The sequence below is a fragment of the Pseudomonas sp. V88_4 genome (assembly GCF_029967985.1).
In the GTDB taxonomy this organism is placed as follows: Bacteria; Pseudomonadota; Gammaproteobacteria; order Pseudomonadales; family Pseudomonadaceae; genus Aquipseudomonas; species Aquipseudomonas glycinae.
The window spans coordinates 93,627-119,123 of the sequence record NZ_JASCAF010000046.1 but is presented as its reverse complement, the minus strand read 5'-3'; the positions used below and the strand labels follow the sequence as shown (position 1 = coordinate 119,123).

12 protein-coding genes (1 of these 12 cut by a window edge) are annotated in these 25,497 nt (G+C 63.8%); 5 read left to right on the top strand and 7 right to left on the bottom strand.

Features of this window, described 5'->3' with window-relative positions:
* Positions 1 to 49 precede the first annotated feature (49 nt).
* Together QLG12_RS25245 and inhA are read right to left on the bottom strand one after the other, a co-directional pair.
* On the bottom strand, positions 50 to 841 hold the full coding sequence (locus QLG12_RS25245) for a CPBP family intramembrane glutamic endopeptidase (RefSeq protein WP_108560595.1): 792 nt from the start codon (positions 839 to 841) through the stop codon (positions 50 to 52).
* A 231-nt stretch (positions 842 to 1,072) separates the two neighbouring features.
* Complete coding sequence (inhA, locus tag QLG12_RS25240) at positions 1,073 to 1,759, bottom strand: isonitrile hydratase (protein ID WP_282475414.1); 687 nt, start codon at positions 1,757 to 1,759, stop codon at positions 1,073 to 1,075.
* Between the two features lie 89 nt (positions 1,760 to 1,848).
* On the opposite strand from inhA, the gene QLG12_RS25235 reads away from it, so the two are divergent.
* Positions 1,849 to 2,832, top strand: coding sequence for a GlxA family transcriptional regulator (locus tag QLG12_RS25235; protein ID WP_282475413.1), 984 nt, complete (start codon positions 1,849 to 1,851; stop codon positions 2,830 to 2,832).
* Here the strand turns inward: QLG12_RS25235 and QLG12_RS25230 are convergent.
* The 4 genes from QLG12_RS25230 to QLG12_RS25215 form a co-directional block, all read right to left on the bottom strand.
* Positions 2,801 to 3,700 carry an alpha/beta hydrolase gene (locus QLG12_RS25230; RefSeq protein WP_282475412.1) on the bottom strand — a complete coding sequence of 300 codons (900 nt, stop codon included), beginning with the start codon at positions 3,698 to 3,700 and terminating at the stop codon, positions 2,801 to 2,803. The two genes, QLG12_RS25235 and QLG12_RS25230, sit on opposite strands and share 32 nt — an antisense overlap.
* Before the next feature lie 10 nt (positions 3,701 to 3,710).
* On the bottom strand, positions 3,711 to 4,100 hold the full coding sequence (locus tag QLG12_RS25225; protein ID WP_282475411.1) for a hypothetical protein: 390 nt from the start codon (positions 4,098 to 4,100) through the stop codon (positions 3,711 to 3,713).
* Positions 4,101 to 4,408: 308 nt separating this feature from the next.
* On the bottom strand, positions 4,409 to 6,238 hold the full coding sequence (locus tag QLG12_RS25220) for a glycoside hydrolase family 15 protein (RefSeq protein WP_282475410.1): 1,830 nt from the start codon (positions 6,236 to 6,238) through the stop codon (positions 4,409 to 4,411).
* On the bottom strand, positions 6,231 to 7,031 hold the full coding sequence (locus QLG12_RS25215) for an SDR family oxidoreductase (RefSeq protein ID WP_282475409.1): 801 nt from the start codon (positions 7,029 to 7,031) through the stop codon (positions 6,231 to 6,233). The genes QLG12_RS25220 and QLG12_RS25215 overlap by 8 nt, the downstream gene beginning before the upstream one ends.
* A gap of 208 nt (positions 7,032 to 7,239) precedes the next feature.
* Between QLG12_RS25215 and QLG12_RS25210 the strand changes: the two genes are divergently transcribed.
* A complete protein-coding gene (locus QLG12_RS25210) occupies positions 7,240 to 8,412 on the top strand; it encodes an MFS transporter (protein WP_282475408.1) in 1,173 nt (390 codons plus the stop codon).
* A gap of 6 nt (positions 8,413 to 8,418) precedes the next feature.
* Here QLG12_RS25210 and QLG12_RS25205 read toward each other — a convergent pair whose 3' ends face one another.
* Positions 8,419 to 9,552, bottom strand: coding sequence for a cupin-like domain-containing protein (locus tag QLG12_RS25205; protein ID WP_282475407.1), 1,134 nt, complete (start codon positions 9,550 to 9,552; stop codon positions 8,419 to 8,421).
* 132 nt (positions 9,553 to 9,684) lie between these two features.
* On the opposite strand from QLG12_RS25205, the gene QLG12_RS25200 reads away from it, so the two are divergent.
* From QLG12_RS25200 to QLG12_RS25190, 3 genes are all read left to right on the top strand, one after another.
* Positions 9,685 to 10,422: an alpha/beta fold hydrolase gene (locus QLG12_RS25200; RefSeq protein ID WP_282475406.1), complete on the top strand. Its 738-nt coding sequence runs from the start codon at positions 9,685 to 9,687 to the stop codon at positions 10,420 to 10,422.
* A 179-nt stretch (positions 10,423 to 10,601) separates the two neighbouring features.
* Positions 10,602 to 23,012 carry a non-ribosomal peptide synthase/polyketide synthase gene (locus QLG12_RS25195; protein WP_282475405.1) on the top strand — a complete coding sequence of 4,137 codons (12,411 nt, stop codon included), beginning with the start codon at positions 10,602 to 10,604 and terminating at the stop codon, positions 23,010 to 23,012.
* Positions 23,012 to 25,497: the start of a non-ribosomal peptide synthase/polyketide synthase gene (locus QLG12_RS25190; RefSeq protein WP_282475404.1), read on the top strand. The gene runs 11,041 nt beyond the window's last position; 2,486 of the gene's 13,527 nt are visible here — the first part of the coding sequence; it begins with the start codon at positions 23,012 to 23,014; its stop codon lies off the right edge, out of view. Before QLG12_RS25195 ends, QLG12_RS25190 begins: the two co-directional genes overlap by 1 nt.

The following is a 25,497-nucleotide window of genomic DNA, read 5'->3' as shown; positions in this document are numbered from 1 at the left end:
TGAAATTTTTTTTCATTTATATGTACGGCGTCGCAAAACGGCCCTTGCTTCAACCCGCGAGCATCGGATAGGTGAACAGACCGAAATGCAGCAGGTTCAGGCCAAAATGCGTGGCGATCGCCGCACCGAGCCCGCCAAAACGGTAGGCCAGACCATAGCCGACACCCGCCAGGCTCGCCAGCAACACCCATTGCCAGCCGGCGCCCACATGCACCAGACCGAACAGCAGAGACGCCAGCAGCAGCGCGAGGTTTTCGCCGTAGGGCAGGTGTTTGAAACGCCGGCTCAGGCCGCCCTGTATATAGCCGCGAAACAGCGCTTCTTCGACCAGCGTCACCAGCAGCAGATTGTTCAGCACCCACAGCCACGCCTGATCCGGCCATTTCGGCGCCCAGGTGATCATGCCCAGCAACACCGCGCCGCCCAGCGCCAGAATCACGCTCAACGTCAGTGCCAGCGCGGTGGCGTACACCGTCAGGCGCAAGGAGCGTCGCGCGACGATCCATGGGCAGACCAGCAGCAGCCAGAAGCCAATCAGCGGTTTGTCGAGATTCAGGTACATCGAGAACGGCACGGCGTTGTCGGTGAAGCGCTGCGGCTCGATGGCCCGGCCGTTGTAGAAACCCGGCAGCCAGTGCAGGGCCAGCGCCAAAGCCAACACGATAAACAGGCCATGGCCGAGATAACGCCCGACCGGCACGGTTTGCTGGCGCACGGCGTAACCGGCGAAAACCAGCAGTGCAATGGAGATCAGCGCCAGCCAGCCGAGCTGGCCGAAACTCGACGCCAATCCGTAACCAAGGCTGAGAAGCCCGAGATAGAGCCATGGCAGAGCTGTCATGGAAAGTCCTTGTGCACGATTTGTGGACAGGCTTTCTACACGGGTGGGGGCGAGGGGACAAGTGAAGTTGCGGCGAGAAACCGGGACAACACCCAAAGCCGTGGCTGACACTGAGACTTGTGGGAGCTGGCTTGCCAGCGATAGCGGTGAGTCAGTCAATGAAGATATCGACTGTGCAGACGCCATCGCTGGCAAGCCAGCTCCCACAGGGATTTGTATAAGGCTGAAATGTCAGCGCAGATTGAGCCTTGCCGCCGCGCGCTCGGTGATTTCAGTGCGCAGCTTCAGCGAAGGTGCCGCGCGCTTGCGGGCCTCTTCAACAACCGCACCCGGCGCCGTCTCCGGGCTGCCCGAATCAAACGGCGGCGCTGGCGCATATTCCAGCTGCAACTGCACCAGTTGCGCCGTATCGACACCGACCAGTTCCTGCGCCAGGGTCAGGACAAAATCGATCCCCGCCGTGATACCGCCCCCGGTAAACAGATTGCCGTCGCGCACCACCCGATCCTTCACCGCAATCGCGCCCAGTGTGGGCAGCAGATCGTGATAAGCCCAGTGCGTAGTCGCCCGTTTACCCTGCAAAAGACCCGCCGCCCCAAGCACCAGCGAACCGGTGCACACCGACGTCACGTAACGCGCCTGCGCCGCTTGCGCCTTGATGAACGCCAGCGTCTGCTCATCTTCCATCAACGGCCCGACTCCGGCGCCGCCGGGTACGCAGATCACATCCAGATCCGGGCAGTCCTCGAACGTGGTGGTCGGTTTCAGCACCAGCCCGGTGCTGGCGGTGACCGGCACCAGATCCTTCCAGATCAGGTGCACTTGCACGTCCGGCAACGAGGCCAGCACGTCGTACGGGCCGGTCAGGTCGAGTTGCTGCACCTGGGGAAACAACAGAAAACCGATCTGCAACGCCATGGTTCTTCTCCGTGAAAAGGGGGTAGACGGCTTCACTGTAGGCGCGTAGGTTTTGGCGCATACGCCAATCAGCCCACGAATTACGCCAAATGCCGAAAACCATCCACGTCCTCGCGTTCGCCAATGTGCAATTGCTCGATGTCACCGGGCCGTTGCAGGTCTTCGCCTCGGCCAACGATATCGCCCGCCAGCAGGGTTTGCCTGCGCCGTACGCACCAACGGTCATCGCCAGCGGCGGCGGGGCGGTCAACTCTTCGGCCGGCTTGGCGATGCTGGCCGAGCCGCTGCCGCAGCAGCCCAGCGATACCCTGATCATCGCCGGCGGCTGGGGCGTTTATGCCGCTGCCGAAGACACTGAGTTAGTGAGTTGGGTGCGTGAACACGCCAACTGCTGCCGGCGCGTGGCTTCGGTCTGCACGGGAGCATTTCTGTTGGCGGCCAGCGGCTGGCTCGACGGTCGCCGGGTCGTCACCCACTGGACTCGTTGCGAACAACTGGCGCAGCAACACCCGCAATTACAGGTCGAGCCGAATCCGATCTTCATCAACGACGGCCCGGTCTGGACCTCGGCGGGCGTCACCGCCGGCATCGACCTGGCGCTGGCCATGGTCGAAGACGACCTAGGTCGCGACATGGCCCTGGACGTCGCCCGGCAACTGGTGGTGTTCCTCAAGCGACCGGGCGGGCAGTCGCAATTCAGCGTGACGCTGTCGCTGCAAAAACAGGGCAACCGCTTCGACGATCTGCACGCGTGGATTGCCGAGCACCTGACCTGCGATCTGGGCATCCCGACCCTCGCCGAACAGGCCGGCATGAGCGAGCGCAGCTTCGTGCGTCACTACCGCGCCGACACCGGCCAGACCCCGGCCCGGGCCATCGAACTGATCCGCGTTGAAACCGCGCGCCGGTTGTTGAGCGATACCGGATTGCCGATCAAGCGGGTCGCGGCCAATTGTGGATTTGGCAGTGAAGAGACCCTAAGGCGCAGCTTCCTGCGGGCCATGGGGGTGACGCCGCAGGCGTATCGGGAGCGGTTTTCGGTCAGCGCTGGAGCAGATCCAGTAATGCCTTGAGCGTTTCGCCCGGCGCTTCCTCGGGAATGTTATGCCCGACTCCCGCCAGCACTCGCCGTTCATAAGGCCCAGTGAAGTGATGGGCATCTTCATCGTCCGCCGGCGCCGGGCCAACGCCATCATCGGCACCGCACAGCGAAATCGCCGGCACGCCGATCGCCGGCTGTTTCTCCAGCGCCTGCTCCATCCCTTCCAGCGCCGGATCGCCCGGCGCATACATGAAGCGATGACGATAAGAGTGAATCACCACCTCAACGAAATCCGGGTTGTCGAACGCCGGCGCGCTCAGCGGATAACGCTCGGCGTTCCGCGCCCAGGTCGGTGACCACAACTGCCACAGCAACTCGCACAGCGCCCGTCGATTCTGCGTCAGCCCTTCAACGCCACGGGGCGTATGGAAGTAGTACTGATACCAGTAGCGATGCTCGCTCGCAGGATCCAGCGGCCGGATCGAATTCGGAATGTCTTGCAGGTTGTAGCCGTCGCCCGTCACTAAACCGCGCACACGCTCGGGATACAACGCCGCCACAATGCACGCCGCCCGACCGCCCCAGTCATAACCGCACAACGTCGCTTGCTCGATGCCCAGCGCATCCATCAGCTCCAGCAGATCCTGCGCCAGCGCCGCTTGCTGGCCGGAGCGCAGCGTGTACTGGCTGTTGAAACGGGTCGGCCCGTAACCGCGCAGGTACGGCACGATTACCCGATAACCCTTGGCGGCGAGGGGCGGGGTGATTTCGTCGTAGGCGCGGGGAGAGTAGGGGAAACCGTGCAGCAGGATGACCGGCGTGCCGTTTTCCGGGCCGTGATGCTCATAGGCGATGGTCAGACTTTCAGTCTTGCAAAACTGCATCACGGCTCGGGTCATACGGGATTCCTCAAGTTTCGGCTTCCGCCACCTGATTGAAATACTTGCTGCGATCCGGCGTAAACGTCACCACCATTTTCGTCCGCGAGCAGGTTATGACCCGCTCGGCACCCAGATCAATATCCAGATCTTCCCCGCGCAACCCTTGCCACTGGGCGAGGTATTTCAGCGATCCGTACTTTTCATTCTTCTTCAGGCTGCGACTGACCCCGCCTTTCCAGCCCAGTACCGGCAATTCATCGGCGCGGCAGCGCTGGGCGAGGTCGGGGAAGCGGGTGGCGCGCTGGCGGCCGATTTCCCAGCATTTGATCAGGCCCTTGTCGGCGGCTTCCCACAGTTCGTCGCGGGTCAGGCCAGACCTCAATGGGGACGCGATGGGGCGGTGGATGCGTTGGCTCATTCTGGTTCCTTGAATCGGGTTTTTATTGGACAGCTCCGCTGTGCCCGTTGCGGTGGATGGTAGGGGGGGATGTAACAGCTGGCAACAAGGTATTTCGGCGTGTAAGTGCGAGTTGCGGGCCAAGCGTTACACGGGGTTGGCAGGTTTTTGTAGGGCGTGCCATCAACAAGTTGTATCGAAAGGAATCGATTGTGTGGGCCAGCCCTTCAACCGCAAGGCTCGGGGGTGTTTGCCGTTCGTAGGTGGCCATCCTACAAACGGCGATTGGAGTTGGGATCTTTCTTACAGGCACTGGCGAAGAAGGATGACTACGGTTGCCAGTAATTTTTCTCCCCACTCAATTTGCGATCGAGAAAACTCGCCGCGCTGATCAGCGCCAGGTGGGTCAACGCCTGGGGCGTGTTGCCCAGATGCCGGCCACGATTGTCGAATTCCTCCGCATAAAGCCCCAACGGATTGGCATAACGCAGCAGTTGCTCGAACTCCAGATGGGCCTTTTCCACTTGCCCGGCGCGGGCCAGGCATTCGACGTACCAGAACGAGCACGCGGCGAACGCGCCTTCGGTGCCGGACAAACCGTCGATGCCGGCATCATCGTTGCGATAGCGGTAAACCATGCCGTCGCGCACCAGATGTTTCTCGATGGCTTCCAGGGTCGCGAGCCATTTCGGATCCTTGGCGCTGACGAAGCGTACCAGCGGCATCAGCAGCATCGAGCCATCCAGTGCGGTGCCGCCCTGGTACTGCACGAAATGCCCACGCTCTGCGTTCCAGAAGTTGTCCCAGATGTCGGCGTGGATCGCCTGACGGGTCTGGTCCCAACGGGCGAACGGTGCCGGCAGCGAGCGTTTCGAAGCCAGGCGGATCGCCCGGTCCAGTGCCACCCAGCACATCAGCCGCGAATGCAGGAAGTGATGTTGCTCACCGCGCATTTCCCAGATGCCTACATCCTTGGTCTGCCAGGTCTCACAGACCTGATCGACCACTTCCATCACATGTTTCCAGCCTTCGTGGGAAATCGCGTCGCCGTACTTGTTGACCAGATAAACGGCGTCCATCAGTTCACCGAAGATATCCAGTTGGATCTGGTCGTACGCGCCATTGCCGATGCGCACCGGTTTCGCACCGCCATGGCCGGACAAATGCGTGAGTTCGGTTTCCGGCAACTCCTGGCGGCCGTCGATGGCGTAAAGGATATTCAGCTTCATTGATGATTGGCCGCGGCAATCGCTGACCCGCCCGCGCAGCCAGCGCATATAGGCGTTGGCTTCGTCGACAAAGCCCAGGCGCATAAAGGCGTAGACGGTGAAGGAGGCGTCGCGGATCCAGGTGTAGCGATAGTCCCAGTTGCGTTCGCCGCCGGGTGTTTCCGGCAGACCGAAGGTGGCGGCAGCAAGGATTGCGCCGTGCTGGCGCGAGGTGAGCAGCTTGAGGGCGAGGGCCGAGCGGTTGACCATTTCCCGCCAGCGACCGCGATAGTTGGACTTGCCGATCCAGTCGCGCCAGAACTTCAGCGTGCGCTCGATGCACAACTGCGCGGCGCCTTCGGCGAAACGCGGATCGTCGCTGGCGCCGAGCATGAACGCCGCCGTTTCATCCTGCTTGAGGGTGAATTGCCCGACCGCCGCATCGTGATCGACGCTCAAGGCTTGATCCGAGGCCAGCCGCAGTGTCGGCTGCCCGCTGGCGCTGAACAGCACATCCTGTTTATCGATGACGGCGCGGGTTTCAGCGCGGGCGTAGTCATGCCGAACCGCGCAGCGCAGGTGAAACGTCGCCTGTCCGCTGACCACTCGCACCCGGCGCATCAACAGCGGCAAGGCATCGTCGTTGTCGCCGATGGGCAGCAGATCGGTGATTTCCACCACGGCGAGGTCGCTGAGCCAGCGGGTCTGCAGGACGTTGGTGTCTGGCAGGTAAATCTGTTCGCGCCGGGCATCGGGCAGGTCCGGGGCGAGCTGGAAAATCCCCGCATCGGGTGTGTCTAGCAGCGAACAGAAGATCGACGGGCTGTCGAACTCCGGCCAGCAGAAAAAATCCACGCTGCCCTTGTCATTGACCAGCGCGGCACTGCGCAGGTCGCCAATGATGCCGTGGGCGTCGATGGGGCTTTGTCGTTCGGATTGATGCTCAGCCATTGCCACGGAACTCCGGATAGAGGCTCATGCCGCCGTCGATGAACAGGGTGGTGCCAACGATGTAGTCAGAGACATCGGAGGCGAGAAACACCACCGCGTTGGCCACGTCCTCGACATCGCCGATGCGCCCGTAAGGAATGAGTTTGAGCAGGTCCTGCGCGGCGTCGCCTTCGGTGGCGTCCTTATTGATGGCCGTGCGGATCGCCCCCGGCGCGATGCCGTTGATGCGGATGCGCTGGTGGCTGACTTCCTGGGCCAGGGTCTGCATCAACTGATCGACGCCGCCCTTGGACGCTGCGTAATTGACGTGCCCAGCCCAGGGAATGCGCTGGTGCACCGAACTCATGTGGATGATTTTGCCGGCGGCCCGGGACACGCCTTCGCGAATACCCTGGCGATTGAAGATCCGCAGCGCGGCGCGGGCGCAGAGGAACTGGCCGGTGAGGTTGACGCCGATCACCGCGCTCCAGTCGGCCAGCGACATATCCACAGCCGCCGCGTCTTTTTGCAGGCCGGAGTTGGCCACCAGAATGTCCAGCGTTCCAAAGGTATCGAGGGTCTGCTGGAACAATCGCTCTACGTCTTCTTCCTTCGAGACATCGGCGCCGATGGCGATGGCCTGTCCACCGTCGGCGACGATCTGCCGGGCCAGCGCTTCGGCGGGTTCGGCCTGACGGTTGTAGTTGATAACCACGGCGGCACCGGCGGCGGCCAGGGCTTTGGCGGCGCCGTGGCCGATGCCGGAACTGGCGCCGGTGACTAGTGCCACCTGACGGGCGAGGGAAATCTGCATGCAGGGTCGCGCCTTGGGTTGAGGGCTTATTTAGCTGACTGATGGGCGGCGGCGAGAGTTCATCCGCGTATATGAAATCATCGACAGCTTTATGCGGCAGCGATTGGCCCTGCACGCCACAGGGACTTCACACTCCACCAACAATTCCTCGCTTCCCCGCCCGTCAGGCTTTGTGGCAACTTGGCCGCCCCTGATGAGGCTGCATCCGATGGCAAACCCTTACCGCGAGTTGTTCAACGCCCCAGGCGCCCGGGCTTTTGTGATGGCCGCGATGATCGCGCGCATGCCGATTTCCATGACCGGCATCGGCGTGATCACCATGCTCTCGCAATTGACCGGCGGCTATGCGTTGGCGGGTGGGGTGGCGGCGACGTTTGCGCTGGCCACGGCGTTTTGCGCGCCGCAGGTTTCAAGGCTGGTGGACCGTTTCGGCCAGGGGCGGGTGCTGCCGGTGGCGGCGCTGATCGGCGGGGGCGCGCTGCTGATGTTGCTGCTGTGCACCCGTTTGCAGGCGCCGACCTGGACCCTGTTTGTCTGCGCCGCACTGGCCGGTTGCATGCCGAGCATGTCGGCGATGGCGCGGGCGCGCTGGACCGAAATCTATCGCGGCCAGCCGCAGTTGCAGACCGCGTATGCGCTGGAGTCGGTGCTCGACGAAGTCTGCTTTATTGTCGGCCCGCCGTTGTCGGTGGGGTTGTGCGTCGGCGTGTTTCCCGAGGCCGGGCCGCTGGCGGCGCTGTTGATGTTGGCCATTGGCGTCACGGCGTTCGTCGCCCAGCGCAGCACCGAGCCGCCGGTGCATCCGCACGAATCGCAGCATCAGGGCTCGATCATTCGTTCCACCGACGTGCAATGGCTGCTGGCGTTGATGCTCGCCATGGGCGTGATTGTCGGCGTGGTGGATGTGGTCAGCGTCGCGTTCGCCCAGCAGCAGGGCCAGCCGGCGGCGGCCAGCATCGTGTTGTCGGTGTACGCCATCGGTTCCTGTCTGGCCGGTATCGCCTTCGGTGCGATGCGCTCGAAACTGCCGTTGCCGCGGCTGTTTCTGTATGGCGGGATCGCGACGGCGGTGACCACGCTGCCGTTGTTGCTGGCGACCAACATCCTCGGGTTGTCCGTGGCGGTGTTCATCGCCGGGCTGTTTTTCTCGCCGACCCTGATCGTGGCCATGGCGTTGATCGAGCGCATCGTGCCGCCGGCCAAGCTCACTGAAGGTCTGACCTGGCTGGTCACCGGTTTGAGCATCGGCGTGGCCATCGGCGCTGCCGGCTCCGGCGCACTGGTGGATGCCTTTGGCGCGCGCAGCGGTTTCTGGCTGGCGATTGCCGCCGGTGCGGTGGTGCTGGGCTCTGCGGTGCAGAGCTTTCGTCACCTCAAATAATCCCGGTTACCAGCCCCGGCCCGAGTTCACCCAGAAGTTGACCGACAGCGACGTCGATACTGACTCCACCTGATGGAACCAGCCCTCGGGCAGGAACAGCAGATCGCCGGCCTCCAGCGTCACGCGCAGGAAAGTCACGTCGCGTGCGGCGGGGAAGCGCTCATAGTCCGGCGCATCCGGGTTGAAATCACAACCGTCCAGGCCGCCTTCCGGCGCGGTGGACCAGGTGCCCAGCGCTTCGCGATGGTGGGGCGCGGCGAGGGTAAATTTCTTCTGGCCCCAGACCTGGGCGAACAGGTTGTCGGAGTCGTCGCGGTGCAGCGGCGTCAGCGTGCCCTTGGGGCCGATCCAGATCCGTGGCGGGATGAACAGCGAAGCATCGAAGTAGGGCGGGTATTGAATTTGCTGCATCAGCGCGGCCGGCAGGATGTTGTTGCCCATGTATGCCGGTGGCTCGCCGTCCGCGCCCTTGACCGCCGGGCTGTCCAGCGACGCGATGAAATCGGCCATCGAGGTGGAGCGGAAATCCCGTTCGGTGGAGAAGGTTTTTTTCACGTAATCGCCGTGGCGGGTGATGCCTTGCAGTTCGGCGAAATGCACCAGCGACTCTTCGCGGCTGAGCTTGAACAGGGGCCAGTCGTGCAAGGCATTGTTGATGACCACCGGCGTGCCGAAGGGCAGGTAGCGCTCCTCGAATTCCTGACACGACAGTTCGCTGCGCGGCCGGCGCTCGACGACGGTCTGCACCGGTCGTGCGGCGGTGATGCTTTCACTGCGGCGCGGCGGTGTCGGATAGCGCTTGTTCATGTCGACCTTTTGCGCCGGCGCCCCCCCGTAGCGGGCCTGGTCGATGATCTGCGGCAGCATCGTCGCCAGGCCCATGTTGCCGCCGATCTTCAACCGACCGCTGGCGAACAGTTCCTCGACGTTGGCGGTGCCGCTCATGATCCCGGCAAAATCGTTTGGCGCCACTTCAATGGTCACGTCCGGATTCGGGTGGCGACCGGCCTCGGTGCGGCTGCTGGCCTTGACCTCGGACCAGCACGCCAGCTGTGGACCCAGCACGAATTGGAAAACGCCTTCGATGCCGACGGCGCTGGCATTGGCGAACAGCTTGCCCAGGATGGTCTGCAGGTCCACGGTGAATCCTCGTTGTTGTTTTGGCCTGAACGGTTAACGAGGGTTTGCCGGGGAAATTTAGCCACCCTCGACTAATTTGCCCGGCCGTTGATCCGTACCCTTTTGAAGAGACATTTTTTCGAGGGAAGCGTGGTGACCAACAAGTTGACCTTGCTGTGCCTGCCGTACTCCGGCGCCAGTGCCATGGTCTACAGCCGCTGGCGGCCGAAGCTGCCGCAATGGCTGCAACTGCAACCGGTGGAACTGCCGGGGCGCGGCGCACGGTTCGACGAACCGCTGCACACCGACATGCGCGCACTGGCGATGCAACTGGCCAGGGAATTGCGCCCGACGCTCAAGACCCCGTATGCGTTGTTCGGCCATAGCCTGGGCGCGCTGATGGCCTGCGAAATCGCCCATGCGCTGCGGGCGCTGGGCTGTCCGGAACCGGTGGCGCTGTTCGCCTCGGGCACCGCTGCGCCGACCATGCGCGCCGATTACGACCGCGGTTTTGCCGACCCCAAGACCGACGCCGAGCTGATCGACCAGTTACGCACGCTCAACGGCACCAGCGAGGAAGTGCTGGCCAACGAAGAGTTGATGAGCCTGACGCTGCCGATCCTGCGCGCGGATTTCCTGTTGTGCGGCAAGTTCCAGCCGTTGCAGCGCCCGCTGCTCAAATGCCCGGTGCATGTGCTCGGCGGCAAGGCCGACAAGGCCACCACCGAGCAATTGATCGGCTGGAGCAAGGAAACCTCGGGCAGTTTCTCGGTGGACATGCTGGCCGGCGGGCACTTCTTCATTCATGAACACGAAGCCCGAGTGCTCAAGGTGATCAAGGATCAACTCGAGGTGCATCACCGTCGCCACGCGCTGGCCGTCAGCGCCTGAGTTTCAACTGGCGACTGCAGGCTCTCTGCCCGCAGTCGCTTCCTCTTGTGGCTTGCAGCTTCGAGCTTGCAGCTACCCCTCTGACACTTCTTCTCAATCGCTAATTTTTCCGGTCTGCATTCGTTTTATAGGGACGACGTGCCTTTGTGCTGCCTGCCTACTGATCCGGATGCCAAGAAATGAATGCAGAAGACTCCTTGAAACTCGCTCGCCGGTTTATCGGGTTGCCCCTGGAAAAGCGCCGGATGTTCCTGGCTGCCCTGGCGAAAGAAGGGGTGGATTTTTCCCGGTTCCCGATTCCCGCAGGCGTCGAGGCCGAGGACCGGCAGGCGCTGTCTTATGCCCAGCAGCGCATGTGGTTTCTCTGGCACCTGGACCCGCAAAGCGGCGCCTACAACCTGCCGGCGGCGGTGCGCCTGACCGGTCGCCTGAACCAGCCGGCGCTGGAACAAGCCTTCGCCAGCCTGATCGAACGCCACGAAACCCTGCGCACGGTGTTCCAGCAGCAGCCTGACGACAGCCTGCTGCAAGTGCCGCTGCAACAACCGCTGGACATCCAGCGCATCGACCTCAGCGATTTGCCCGCCGCCGAACGTGAAGCCCGTGTGGCTGCTGCCGCGCAGGAGCAATCGCTGCTGCCGTTCGACCTGGCCAACGGCCCGCTGCTGCGGGTGCGCCTGTTGCAACTGGCCGAGCAGGAACATGTGTTGCTGCTGACGCTGCACCACATCGTCTCCGACGGCTGGTCGATGAACGTGCTGATCGACGAGTTCTGCCGCTTCTATGACGCCCACGATCAAGGCCGCGCTGCCGAACTGCCGCCGCTGGCGGTGCAATACAGCGACTACGCCCTGTGGCAGCGCCGCTGGCTGGAGGCCGGCGAACAGCAGCGTCAACTCGACTACTGGCTGGCGCAGATGGGTGACGAACACCCGGTGCTGGAATTGCCGGTGGATCGCCCGCGCCCGGTGCTGCCGAGCAATCAGGGCCAGCGTCTGGAAAGCGTGGTGGACGCTGCATTGGTCGAGCAACTGCGCGGCATCGCCCGTCAGCACGGCGTGACGCTGTTCATGCTGTTGCTCGGCACCTTCAATATTCTGCTGCACCGGTACACTGGCCAGACCGACCTGCGCGTCGGCGTGCCGATCGCCAATCGCAACCGCCGGGAAATCGAAGGGCTTATCGGCTTCTTCGTCAACACTCAAGTGCTGCGTGTCGAACTGGACGGCCAGACCTCCATCGCTGATCTGCTGCGTGACCTCAAGGAAACCGCCCTCGGCGCCCAGGCCCACCAGGACTTGCCGTTCGAACGTCTGGTCGAGGCGCTGAAACTGGAGCGCAGCCTCAGTTACAACCCGCTGTTCCAGGTGATGTACAACCACCAGCCGGAAGTCGCCGACGTCACCACGCTCAAGGTCGGCAGCGGTCTGGAACTGGGCGTCATCGAATGGGAGAGCCGCAGCACCCAGTTCGACCTGAGCCTGGATACCTACGAGAAGGGCGGGCAACTGCACGCGGCGTTCACCTACGCCACGGACCTGTTCGAGCCTGAAACCGTCGAGCGCATGGCGCGTCACTGGACGAACTTGCTGCGCAGCCTCGTCAGCGATCCGCAGCAGCGTGTCGGTGACATCGCGCTGCTGGAAACGGCCGAGCTGGAACAACTGACTCAGAAGTGGGGCCGCCACGATACCCAGTGGCCGAGCGAACGCCCGGTGCATCAGATGTTCGAAGCCCAGGCCGAGCTGACGCCGGATGCCGTCGCGCTGATTTTCGACGGCCAGCGATTGACTTATGCACAGCTCAACGCCCGGGCCAATCGCCTGGCGCGCACGTTGCTGGCGCAAGGTGTCGGCCCGGACGTGCTGGTGGGCGTGGCAGTGGATCGCGGACTGGAACTGATCGTCGCCATCCTTGCCGTGCTCAAGGCCGGTGGCGCTTACGTGCCGCTGGACCCGCAATACCCGCGTGATCGCCTGCTGTGCATGATCGAAGACAGCGGCAGCCGCTTGCTGCTGACCCAAAGTCATTTGCTCGACCGTTTGCCGGTACCGCAGAACGTCCGGAGCCTGTGCCTGGATCAGGCCGAAGTCTGGACGCACACCGAAGAAAGCAACCCGCAACGCGCCGTGTGGGCCGACAACCTGGCCTACGTGATGTTCACCTCCGGATCGACCGGTCGCCCGAAAGGCGTCGGCATCAGCCACGGTGCCCTGAGCAAACACGCGTTCGCCTCGCAGCATTACTACGACCTGAGCGCCGCCGATTGCGCGCTGCAATTTGCGACCTTCAACTTCGATGCCTTCGGCGAGCAGCTGTTCGGCCCGCTGACCTGCGGCGCCTCGGTGGTGCTGCGCGGTAACGAAGTGTGGGACAGCGAAACCCTGTACCGGAACATTGTTGAGCACGGCATCACGGTCATGGACCTGACCACCGCTTACTGGAACATGATCGCCAAGGAATTCGCCGCCGCCGGCCCGCGCGACTACGCGGCGCTGCGTCAGGTGCACAGCGGCGGTGAAGCGATGCCGCCGGAAGGCGTGCAGGCCTGGCGTCAGGCCGGGCTCGAGCACGTCAGACTGCTCAACACCTACGGCCCGACCGAAGCCACTGTCACCGCGACCACCCTCGATTGCAGCGACTACGTGTTCGGTCGCCAGCCGTTGCCACTGACAATGCCGATCGGCCAGCCGCTGCCGGGCCGTCACACTTATCTGCTGGATACTGATGGCCAGCCGACCCCGGTCGGCGTGGTCGGTGAGCTGCTGATCGGCGGTGAATTGCTGGCGCGCGGTTACTTCCAGCGCGCCGATCTGACTGCCGAACGCTTCATTCCCGATCCGTTTTCCAGCACTGGGGCGCGCCTGTATCGCACCGGCGACCTGGCGCGCTACAACGCCCTCGGCCAGATCGAATACGTCGGCCGGGTTGACCATCAAGTGAAGATCCGTGGTTTCCGTATCGAGCTGGGCGAAGTCGAAGCGCGCCTGCTGGAACTGAACGACGTCAGCGAAGCCGTGGTGCTGGCGGTGCAGGGCGGCAGCAGCCTGCAACTGGTGGCTTACGTAGTGCCAAAAGACACGTCCGTGGTTGCAGCGACGGCCGACGAACAAGGCGCCGCGCGGGAAGCGATCAAGGCTCAGCTCAAGGACAGCCTGCCGGACTACATGGTGCCGACGCAGCTGTTGTTCCTCGCCGAACTGCCCCTGAGCCCAAACGGCAAACTGGACCGCAAGGCCTTGCCGGCGCCGGACGCCAGCCAGATGCAGCAGGCGTTTGTCGCGCCGCGCAGCGAGCTGGAGCAGAAAATCGCCGGCATCTGGCAGGACGTGCTCAAGCTTGAACAGGTCGGCCTCACCGACAACTTCTTTGAGCTGGGCGGTGACTCGATCATCTCGATTCAGGTGGTCAGCCGCTCCCGTCAGGCCGGCATTCATTTCAGCCCCCGCGACCTGTTCCAGCACCAGACCGTGCAAGGTCTGGCCAGCGTGGCGCAGCAGGGCGGTGGTGGCGTGAGCATCGATCAGGGCCCGGTCACCGGCGAGCTGCCGTTGCTGCCGATCCAGCAAGTGTTCCTCGAGGACCCGATTCCCCAGCGTCACCACTGGAACCAGGCGGTGCTGCTGCGCAGTCATCAAACCCTGAACGCCGAGGCGCTGTTGCAAGCGCTGAACGCGTTGCTCGCGCATCACGACGGCCTGCGTTCGCGCTTCGTCGAAAGCGCCGAAGGCTGGCGTGCCGAAGTCGCGCCAATTGCGCACGATCCGGAACTGTTGTGGACCGCCGACAAGTTGGCCGACGGCGAACTGCAAGCGCTGTACGCCAAGGCCCAACAAAGCCTGAACCTGCAAAACGGCCCGCTGCTGCGCGCGGTGCTGGCGACCGTCGCCGATGGCAGTCAGCGTCTGTTGCTGGCGGTGCATCACCTGGTGGTGGACGGTGTGTCGTGGCGGATTCTGCTGGAAGACTTGCAACTGGCTTATCAACAGGCAGCGCAAAAAACCGCCATCAAGCTGCCGGCGAAAACCAGCGCCTACAAGACCTGGGGCGAACATCTGCAAGCTTATGCCGCGACCGAAGCGCTGCAGGCTGAACTCGGATTCTGGAAGCAACAACTCGATGGCGCGGTACTGGATCTGCCCTGCGACAACCCGCAGGGCAGTCTGCAAAGCCGTCATGCGCTGGTGCTGCACAGCCGCCTCGACCAAACGTTTACTCAGCAGTTGTTGCAACAGGCCCCAGCGGCCTATCGCACCCAGGTCAATGATCTGCTGCTGACCGCACTGGCGCGAGTCATCAGCCGCTGGACCGGCCACGCCGACACCCTGATCCAGCTGGAAGGCCACGGCCGCGAAGACCTGTTCGACGACGTCGACCTGACCCGCACCGTCGGCTGGTTCACCAGCCTGTTCCCGGTGCGTCTGACCCCGGCGGACTCCGTCGCGGCGGCGATCAAACAGATCAAGGAACAACTGCGGGCGATCCCGAACAAGGGCATCGGTTTCGGTGTGCTGCGCCATCTCGGCGACGCGTCCACCCAGGCCAGCCTCAAGGCGCTGGCGATGCCGCGCATCACCTTCAACTACCTCGGCCAGTTCGACGGCAGTTTCGATGTCGAGGACGGTGCACTGTTCAGCCCGGCCGGTGAAAACGCCGGGCTGGAGCAAAGCCTCGATGCGCCGCTGGACAACTGGCTGGGCGTCGAAGGTCAGGTCTACGACGGCGAACTCGACCTGCGCTGGACCTTCAGCCGCGAGCAATTCAACGAGGCGACCATCGCCCGTCTGGCCGAGGATTACGAACGTGAATTGCAAGGGTTGATCAGCCATTGCTGCGACGCGGATTCGATGGGCGTGACGCCGTCGGACTTCCCGCTGGCGCGCATCGATCAGGCACAACTGGACGCGATCCCGGTGCCGGCCGCCGGCATTGAAGACATCTATCCGCTGTCGCCGATGCAGCAGGGCATGCTGTTTCACACCTTGTACGAGCAGGGCACCGGCACTTACATCAACCAGTTGTGCGTCGATGTCGACGGCCTCGATCCCGAGCGTTTCCGTGCGGCGTGGCAAGCGACCATGGACGCTCACGACATCCTGCGCAGCGGCTTTATCTGGCAGGGCGAATTGCAGGAACAACTGCAAATCATCCATCGCCAACTGGCGCTGCCGTACACGCTGCTTGACTGGCGTGAACGCAGCGACATCGCCCAGGCCCTCAAGGATTTCACCGCCGCCGATCTGGCCGAAGGGTTCGACCTGACCCAGGCCGGGCTGCTGCGCGTGACTCTGATCCGCATCAGCGATAACCGTCATCACCTGATCTTCACCAACCACCACATTCTGATGGACGGCTGGAGCAGCGCGCAGATGCTCGGCGAAGTGCTGCAGCGTTATGCCGGCCAGCAACCACCGCGTCCTGTCAGCCGTTACTCGGATTACATCCAGTGGCTGCAACGTCAGGACGCGGCGGTCAGTGAAGCGTTCTGGCTGCAACAACTGGCGGATTTCCACGAGCCGACGGTGCTGGCGCAGGCCGCTGCCGGAGGTGGCGAGGTGCGCAGTGAAGCCGGTCATCTGCTCAAACATTACGACCTCAATGCGTCGCGCACCCGGCGCTTGAACGCGTTTGCCCGTGAGCAGAAAGTCACCGTCAACACTCTGGTGCAAGCCGCGTGGCTGTTGCTGTTGCAGCGCTACACCGGCAGCACCTGCGTGGCGTTCGGCACCACCGTGGCCGGGCGTCCGGCGGAACTGGTGGGGATCGAGCAGCAGGTCGGCCTGTTCATCAACACCTTGCCGGTGATCGCCGGCAGTCGTCCGGACCAGACCGTGGCCGCATGGCTGGCGGCGGTGCAGGCGCAGAACCTGTCGCTGCGCGAGTTCGAACACACGCCGCTGGCGAGCATTCAGCGTTGGGCCGGGCAGGGCGGCGAGTCGCTGTTCGACACGCTGCTGGTGTTCGAGAACTTCCCGATTTCCGAAGCGCTGCAACACGGCACCGCCCAGGGCGTGGTGTTCGGCGAAGTCGCCAACCAGGATCAGACCCACTATCCGCTGACCCTCGGCGTGACGCTGGGCGAAACCCTGGCGCTGCACATGAGCTTCGACCAGGCGCATTTCAGCGTCGCCACCGTCGAGCGCCTGAGCGCGCAGTTGCTGCACCTGCTGGAGCAGTTCGCTGAATCCGCCGAGCGTCGTCTCGGTGAAATCGCCCTGGCCACGGCCGACGAACATGCGCGGCAACAGGCGCAGAACCCTCCGCAGGCGTACCCGACCGATATCGCCGTGCACCAGCGTTATGCCCGCTTGGCCGCGCAGCAACCGGACCGCACCGCGGTCATTTTCGATGGCAAGCATTACAGCTATGGCGAACTGGATGCCCGGGCCAACCGTCTGGCCCATGAACTGATGGCCCGTGGCGTGCGCGCCGAAGTGCGGGTCGGCGTGGCGATGCCGCGCGGCGAAGGCCTGATCGTCGCCTTGCTGGCGGTGCTCAAGGCCGGCGGCGCCTATGTGCCGCTGGACACCAGCTACCCGCGCGAGCGTCTGGCGTACCTGATGCAGGATTCCGGACTGGCGCTGCTGCTGACCGATTCCCGTGTGTCGGCGCAACTGCCGATTGACGACGCCATGAGCGTGCTGGAACTGGACCGCCTCGACCTCAGCGGCCATTCGGCGCAGGCGCCGGTGGTGACGCTGGATCCGGACAATCTGGCCTACGTGATTTACACCTCCGGCTCCACCGGCAATCCGAAAGGCGTCAGCGTCACCCATGGGCCGCTGGCAATGCACTGCCTGGCCATCGGTGAGCGCTATGAAATGCGCGACAGCGATTGCGAATTCCACTTCATGTCGTTCGCCTTCGACGGCGCCCATGAGCGTTGGCTGACCAGCCTGACTCACGGCGGCTCGCTGCTGATCCGCGACGACAGCCTGTGGACGCCGGAGCAGACCTACAACGCGATGATCGAGCACGGCGTGACCGTGGTCGCGTTCCCGCCGGTGTATCTGCAACAACTGGCCGAACACGCCGAACGCGTGGGCAATCCGCCAAAGGTGCGGATCTACTGCTTCGGTGGCGATGCGGTACCGAATGCGAGTTTCGAGCGAGTCAAGCGCGCGCTGACCCCGGAGTACATCATCAACGGATACGGCCCGACCGAAACCGTGGTCACGCCGCTGATCTGGAAGGCCGGTCGCGATGTGCCGTGTGGCGCCGCCTATGCGCCGATCGGCAGCCGCATCGGCGACCGCAGCGCCTACGTGCTCGACGCCGACCTGAACCTGTTGCCGCAAGGCATGGCCGGCGAGCTGTACCTCGGTGGCAGCGGTGTGGCCCGTGGTTACCTGAATCGTTCGGCGATGACCGCCGAGCGCTTTGTCGCGGACCCGTTCAGCGCAACCGGTGGCGTGCTGTACCGCACCGGCGACCTGGTGCGCCAGCGTGCCGACGGCACCTTCGATTACCTGGAACGCATCGACAACCAGGTGAAGATCCGTGGTTTCCGTATTGAACTGGGCGAGATCGAAGCCAGCCTGCAAGCCCTCGACGGTGTGCGCGAAGCGGTGGTCGTGGCCCAGGAAAGCGCCGGCAGCAAACGGCTGGTGGCGTACGTGGTCGGCGATTCGAAGCACGGCGATTTCGCCGAGCAACTGCGGGCGCAACTCAAGGCCACGTTGCCGGCGCACATGGTCCCGGCCTACGTGCTGACCCTTGAGCGCATGCCGCTGACGCCGAACGGCAAACTCGATCGCAAGAACCTGCCCAAGCCTGACGTCAGCCAATTGCAGCAAACCTACGTGGCGCCGCAAAGCGCACTTGAGCAGCAACTGGCGACGATCTGGCAGGACGTGCTGAAGCTGGAACGCGTCGGCCTGACCGACAACTTCTTCGAGCTGGGCGGCGATTCGATCATCTCGATCCAGGTGGTCAGCCGCGCCCGTCAGGCCGGGTTGCGCTTCACCCCGAAAGACCTGTTCCAGCACCAGACCATTCAGGCGTTGGCCAATGTGGTGCAGACCGGCGAGCCGGTGCAGCCGATCGATCAGCACCCCGTAACTGGCGAAACCGCGCTGCTGCCGATTCATCAGTGGTTCTTCGCCCAGCCGATTCCCGACCGTCATCACTGGAACCAGTCGGTGATGCTCAAGACCGCTCAGCCGCTGGATGCTTCCGTTCTGGAGCAAGCACTGGATGCGCTGGTCGTGCATCACGACAGCCTGCGCCTGGACTTTGCCGAGCAAACGCAGGGCTGGACGGCGCAGTACCGCGATGTCGAAAGCCAGGCCGGTGAAACCGTGCTGTGGCAAGTCGAGGTCGCCGATCTGGCGGCCCTCGAAGTGCTCGGTAATCAAGCCCAGCGCAGTCTGCAACTGAGCGGCGGTTCGCTGATCCGTGCGGTGCTGGCGAACCTGGCCGATGGCAGCCAGCGTCTGTTGCTGGTGGTCCATCACCTGGTGGTGGATGGCGTGTCGTGGCGGATTCTGTTCGAAGACCTGCAAAGCGCTTACCGGCAGATCCAGTCGGGGGCGGCCGTGCAACTGCCGGCCAAGACCAGCGCCGTGAAAGCCTGGACCGAAGCGTTGCAGGACTACGCCGGCAGCGCACCGCTGCAAGCCGAACTGGGCTTCTGGCAGCAACAGTTGCAAGGCGCATCGAACGCTTTGCCGTGCGACAACCCGCAAGGCGGCCAGCAACATTGCCAGGCCATGGCGATCCGCACGCCGCTGGACAAGACCCTGACCCGCCAACTGCTGCAAGAGGCCCCGGCGGCCTATCGCACCCAGGTCAACGACCTGCTGCTGACCGCGCTGGCGCGGGTGATGGTGCGCTGGACCGGCGCCGACAATGTGCTGGTGCAACTGGAAGGTCACGGTCGCGAAGATCTGTTCGATCACGTCGATTTGACCCGCACGGTGGGCTGGTTCACCAGCCTGTTCCCGGCAAAACTGACCCCGACCGCCGACCTCGGCGCCTCGCTGAAACAGATCAAGGAACAGCTGCGGGCGATCCCCAACAAAGGCATTGGGTTTGGTGCCCTCGCGCACCTGGGCGACGACCATGCCCGGGCCACCTTGCAAGCGCTGCCGACGCCGCGCCTGACCTTCAACTATCTGGGCCAGTTCGACGGCAGTTTCGACGCCGGCGATGAAGCGCTGTTCGTGCCGACCAGCGAATCCGGTGGCGAAGAGGTGAATATGCAAGGCCCGTTGGGTAGCCCGCTGGCCCTCGATGGCAAGGTGTTCAATGGCGAACTGGACCTGAGCTGGACCTTCAGCCGCGAGATGTTCGAACCGGCGACCATCCAGCGTCTGGCCGACGATTACCTGCAAGAGCTGACCGCGCTGATCGCCCATTGCTGCGACAGCGCCAACCGTGGCGTGACCCCGTCGGACTTCCCGCTGGCCAGCCTGACCCAGGCCCAGCTCGACGCGCTGGCGCCGCAGCCGCAGACCATCGACGACATCTACCCGCTGTCGCCGATGCAGCAGGGCATGCTGTTCCACACCTTGCTCGAACACGGCAACGGCGACTACATCAACCAGATGCGTCTTGACGTCGATGGCGTCGACCCGCAGCGTTTCCGCGCCGCGTGGCAAGCGGTGGTGGATACCCATGACATCCTGCGCACCGGTTTCGTCTGGCAGGGCGATCTGGCGCAGCCGGTGCAAGTGGTGCAGCGTCAGCTCGAGGTGCCGTTCCGCGTACTCGACTGGAACGGTCACAGCGACGTTGATACCGCGCTGAAAAAACTCGCCGACGAAGAGCGTACCCAAGGCCTGGACCTGAGCCGTGCACCGTTGCTGCGTCTGGTGCTGGTGCGCATCGCTGAAAACCGTCATCACCTGATCTACACCAACCATCACATCCTGATGGACGGCTGGAGCAGCGCGCAGTTGCTCGGCGAAGTGTTGCAGCATTACAGCGGCGAAGCGGTGCCGCGTCCGACCGGGCGCTACCGCGATTACATCGCCTGGCTGCAGCGTCAGGACGCTGCGACCGCCGAAGCCTACTGGCTGGCGGCGCTGGGTAATCTGCAGGAGCCGACGCGTCTGGCCGATGCCATCGCGCGGCCGAATGCCGGTCTGCCGAGCGTCGGTTACGGCGATCATTTCCAGGTGCTCGATGCCAGCCTGACCCAGCGTCTGGGCGAGTTTGCCCGAGCCTCGAAAGTCACCGTCAACACCCTGGTGCAAGCCGCGTGGCTGCTGCTGTTGCAGCGCTACACCGGCAAGGAATGCGTGGCGTTCGGCGCCACCGTCGCCGGGCGTCCGGCGGATCTGCCGGGGGCCGAACAGCAGGTCGGTCTGTTCATCAACACCTTGCCGGTGATCGCCGCGCCACAAGCACAGCAGAGTCTGGCCAGCTGGCTGCAAGGCGTGCAGGCACAGAACCTGGCGCTGCGCGAGTTCGAGCACACACCGCTGGCGCAGATCCAGCGCTGGGCCGGGCAGGGCGGTGACGCGCTGTTCGACAGCCTGATGGTGTTCGAGAACTACCCGATCGCCGAAGCGCTGGAGCAAGGCGCGCCGCAAGGCCTGCAATTCGGTCCGGTGCAGAACCACGAGCAGACCAACTATCCGTTGACCCTGCTGGTGCATCTGGGCGCCGAACTGTCGGTGCACTTCAGCTACCAGCGCGACCGTTTTGCCGACGCCAGCGTGGCGCAACTGGGCGCGCACTTGCAGCGTTTGCTCGAGCAGATGACCGAGGCGGGCGAGCGTGCGCTCAGCGAATTGCATCTGATCGAAACGGCGCCGGTTTCCAGCGATTTCGTCACCGAACTGTGCATCCACCAGCGCATCGCCCGTCAGGTCGCCGCGACCCCGGATGCATGGGCCGTTACCTTCGCCGACACGCAGCTGAGCTACGCCGAACTGGACGCCCGGGCCAACCGACTGGCGTACAAATTGATCGAACTCGGCGTCGGCGCGGAAGTGCGGGTGGGCGTGGCGTTGCCCCGTTCCGAGCAGTTACTGATTGCACTGCTGGCGGTGCTCAAGGCCGGCGGCGCCTACGTGCCGCTGGACCCGGATTACCCGGCCGACCGCGTGGCCTACATGCTCGAAGACAGCCGCGCGCGAGTGCTGCTGACCGAACAGGAACTGGCGGCGACGCTGAGCGTGCCGTCGGAGACTCAAGTGTTGTTGCTGGATCAGGTTGAGCTGGCCGGCTATTCGCATCAGGCACCGCAAACCGCCGTGACCCCGGACAACCTCGCCTACGTGATCTACACCTCCGGCTCCACCGGCAAGCCGAAAGGCGTGGCGATTCCCCATCGCAACGTCATGGCGCTGATCGACTGGTCGGCCAAGGTCTACCGCCGCGAGGACATTCAAGGCGTGCTGGCCTCGACCTCGGTGTGTTTCGACCTGTCGGTGTGGGAGCTGTTTGTGACCCTGGCCAACGGCGGCTCGCTGATCATCGCCCGCAACGCGCTGGAACTGCCGCAACTGCCGGCGCGGGATCAGGTGCGCCTGATCAACACCGTGCCGTCGGCGATCAACGCGTTGCAGCGCGCCGGGCAGATTCCACCGGGTGTGCGGATCATCAACCTGGCGGGCGAACCGCTCAAGCAAGGGCTGGTGGACGCGCTGTATCAGCAGCCGAGTATTGAGCACGTCTACGACCTGTATGGTCCGTCGGAAGACACCACTTACTCGACCTGGACCCGCCGCACCGCCGATGGTCAGGCACGGATCGGTCGCGCGCTGGATCACTCCATCAGCCACTTGCTCGATGCCGATCTGCAAGCGGTGCCGCACGGCGTGTCGGCCGAGTTGTACCTGTCGGGTGCCGGTGTCACGCGTGGTTACCTGGGCAAAGCGGCGATGACCGCCGAGAAGTTCGTGCCCAACCCGTTCGCCCGCAACGGCGAGCGTCTCTACCGCACCGGCGATCTGATTCGTCAGCGCGAGGACGGCGAGCTGGAGTACATGGGCCGGATCGACCATCAGGTGAAAATTCGTGGTTTCCGGATCGAACTTGGTGAAATCGAAGCGCGGCTGCTGGCGCAACCGGGCGTCAGCGAGGCGGCCGTGCTGGCCGTCGAGGCCGAGGGTGGCGCGCAACTGGTGGCCTATGTCGTGGCCCCGCAACTGGACGTGTACGACGGTGAAGCGCAGCGCCAACTGCGTGACGGACTAAAGACTGGCCTCAAGTCTTCGTTACCTGACTACATGATTCCCGCGCACCTGCTGTTCCTTGAGCAGTTGCCCCTGACCCCCAACGGCAAGCTCGACCGCAAGGCGCTGCCGGCGGTGGACGCCAGCCAGATGCAGGTCGCGTATGTCGCGCCGCAATCGGAGCTTGCGCAACAGGTCGCGGCAATCTGGCAGCAAGTGCTCACCGTGGAACGCATCGGTCTGAACGATCACTTCTTCGAACTCGGCGGGCACTCGCTGCTGGCGGTCAATGTCGTGTCGCGCATCGCCCTGGAACTGGGCCTGACGCTGACGCCGCAACTGCTATTCCAGCACCCCGTCCTCGGCGACTTTGTCGCTCGACTCGATACAGGAGGCGGGGCAATCAACGAACAGAAACTGAACAAGCTGGAAGCCCTGCTTGACGATATGGAGGAGTTCTGATGGACACGAGTGTTGCTTTGAGGATTGCCAAGCGCTTTATCACTCTGCCGCTGGACAAACGTAAGCTCTACCTGGAAAAGATGCTCGAAGAGGGCGTCTCGCCGGCCAACCTGCCAATTCCGGAAACTCGCTCAAGCTTCGAGGCGATCCCGCTGTCCTACGCCCAGGAACGCCAGTTGTTCCTGTGGCAGATGGACCCGCACAGCACCGCGTATCACATTCCCAGCGCCCTGCGTTTGAAGGGCCGACTGGACGTCGCGGCGCTGGAGCGCAGTTTCAACGCCGTGGTTGCCCGTCATGAAAGCCTGCGCACCACGTTTGTCGAGCAGGGTGAAACCTTCTGCCAGAAGGTTCACGAGCAGATGTCGCTGAGCGTCACGGTCGAGACGCTGGCGCCCGGTCAGGATGCCGACGCTGCGATCAAGGCTTTCGTCGAGCAGGAAACCGCTCGCCCGTTCAACCTGCAGCAGGGCCCGTTGCTGCGGGTGTCGTTGCTCAAGGTTGGCGAAGACGATCACGTGCTGGCGCTGATCCAGCACCACATCATCTCCGATGGCTGGTCGATGCAAGTGCTGGTCGGCGAGTTGATCAAGCATTACGCCGCCGACACCGGCGGCCAGTCCCTGAGCCTGCCGCCGCCTGACGTGCAATACGCCGACTATGCGATCTGGCAGCGCCACTGGCTGGAGGCCGGCGAGCGTGAGCGGCAGCTCAAATACTGGATCGACACCCTCGGCGGCGAACAGCCGGTGCTGGAATTGCCGATCGATCACCCGCGCCCGGCGGTGCAAAGCTTCCGTGGCGCGCGCCTCGATCTGAACCTGCCGACCGCACTGGGCGAGGCCCTCAAGCAACTGGCCCAGCGCGAAGGCGCGAGTCTGTTCATGGTGCTGCTGGCGTCGTTTCAGGCGTTGCTGCACCGCTACAGCGGCCAGTCGCAGATCCGCGTCGGCGTGCCGACCGCCAACCGCAACCGTGTGGAAACCGAAGGCCTGATCGGCTTCTTCGTCAACACCCAGGTGCTGAGCGCGGACGTCCACGGACAACTGCCGTTCAATCAATTGCTGGCCCAGGTCAAGCAATCGGCGATGGCGGCCCAGGCCCATCAGGACCTGCCGTTCGAGCAACTGATCGAAGCCCTGCAACCGGAACGCAGCCTGAGCCACAGCCCAGTGTTCCAGGTGATGTACAACCACCAGGCGGTCAACGACCAGACCCAGCGTCAGAGCCAGGTGCAACTGCCGCAACTGAGCGTCGAGGACATCGTCTGGGAGGGCCGCACCGCGCAGTTCGACCTGACCCTCGGCACCTACGAATCCAGCGAAGGCGTGGCGGCGGAACTGACCTACGCCACCGACCTGTTCAAGCCCGAAACCATCGAGCGTCTGGCGCGCCACTGGCTGAACCTGCTGCACGGCATCGTCGCCGCGCCGAGCCAGCGTGTCGGTGAGCTGCCGCTGCTGGAAACCACCGAACATCAAGTGCTGTTGCAGGACTGGAAACGCGTCGTCGATCACGCCACGCCGGCGCCATGTGTGCAGCAACGCATCACCTTGCAGGCCGAGAAAGCGCCTGACGCCACCGCGCTGATCATCGGCGAAGACCAGCTGACTTACGGCCAGTTGAACGCCCGCGCCAACCAGCTCGCGCACAAGCTGATTGAACTGGGCATCGGCCCGGATCGACTGGTCGGCATCGCCGTCGAGCGCAGTGTGGAAATGATCGTCGGCCTGCTGGCGATCCTCAAGGCCGGCGGCGCTTATGTGCCGCTGGACCCGGCGTATCCGGAAGATCGTCTGGCCTACATGATCGAGGACAGCGGCATCGAATTGCTGCTGACCCAGTCGCACTTGCAGACGCTGCTGCCGATCCCGGCCGGTCTTGCCACGGTGTTGCTGGATCAGCCGCAGGAATGGCTGGCGGCGTACCCGACCACCGCGCCTGACGTGGCCGTGAACGGCGAGCACCTGGCCTACACGATTTACACCTCCGGCTCCACCGGCAAGCCTAAAGGCGTGATGGTGCGCCACGCAGCCCTGAGCAACTTCGTCGCGAGCATGGTCGAGCAACCGGGCATCGCTGCGGCGGATCGCATGCTGTCGCTGACCACGTTCTCGTTCGATATTTTCGGCCTGGAAATCTACGGCCCGCTACTGGCCGGCGCCGCCGTGGTGCTGACCGGCAAGGACGTGCATCAGGATCCGCAAGCGGTGCTCGAACTGATCGCCCGCCACCGCGTGACGATGCTGCAAGCCACGCCTTCGACCTGGCGCATGCTGCTGGACAGCGAACACGCTGCGATTCTCGACGGCCGCACTTTCCTCTGTGGCGGTGAAGCGCTGCCCCAGGAACTGGCGCAACGCATGCTGGCGCGCTCTCCGAAGGTCTGGAACCTTTACGGCCCGACCGAAACCACGATCTGGTCGGCGCTGCATCCGCTGAGCGTGGGCAACAGCCGTCCATTCCTCGGCAAGCCGATCGACAA

Coding starts and splice junctions, on each gene's coding strand:
- QLG12_RS25245 (WP_108560595.1), bottom strand. CDS start 841: ATGACAGCTCTGCCATGGCTCTATCTCGGGCTTCTCAGCCTTGGTTAC.
- inhA (WP_282475414.1), bottom strand. CDS start 1,759: ATGGCGTTGCAGATCGGTTTTCTGTTGTTTCCCCAGGTGCAGCAACTC.
- QLG12_RS25235 (WP_282475413.1), top strand. CDS start 1,849: ATGCCGAAAACCATCCACGTCCTCGCGTTCGCCAATGTGCAATTGCTC.
- QLG12_RS25230 (WP_282475412.1), bottom strand. CDS start 3,700: ATGACCCGAGCCGTGATGCAGTTTTGCAAGACTGAAAGTCTGACCATC.
- QLG12_RS25225 (WP_282475411.1), bottom strand. CDS start 4,100: ATGAGCCAACGCATCCACCGCCCCATCGCGTCCCCATTGAGGTCTGGC.
- QLG12_RS25220 (WP_282475410.1), bottom strand. CDS start 6,238: ATGGCTGAGCATCAATCCGAACGACAAAGCCCCATCGACGCCCACGGC.
- QLG12_RS25215 (WP_282475409.1), bottom strand. CDS start 7,031: ATGCAGATTTCCCTCGCCCGTCAGGTGGCACTAGTCACCGGCGCCAGT.
- QLG12_RS25210 (WP_282475408.1), top strand. CDS start 7,240: ATGGCAAACCCTTACCGCGAGTTGTTCAACGCCCCAGGCGCCCGGGCT.
- QLG12_RS25195 (WP_282475405.1), top strand. CDS start 10,602: ATGAATGCAGAAGACTCCTTGAAACTCGCTCGCCGGTTTATCGGGTTG.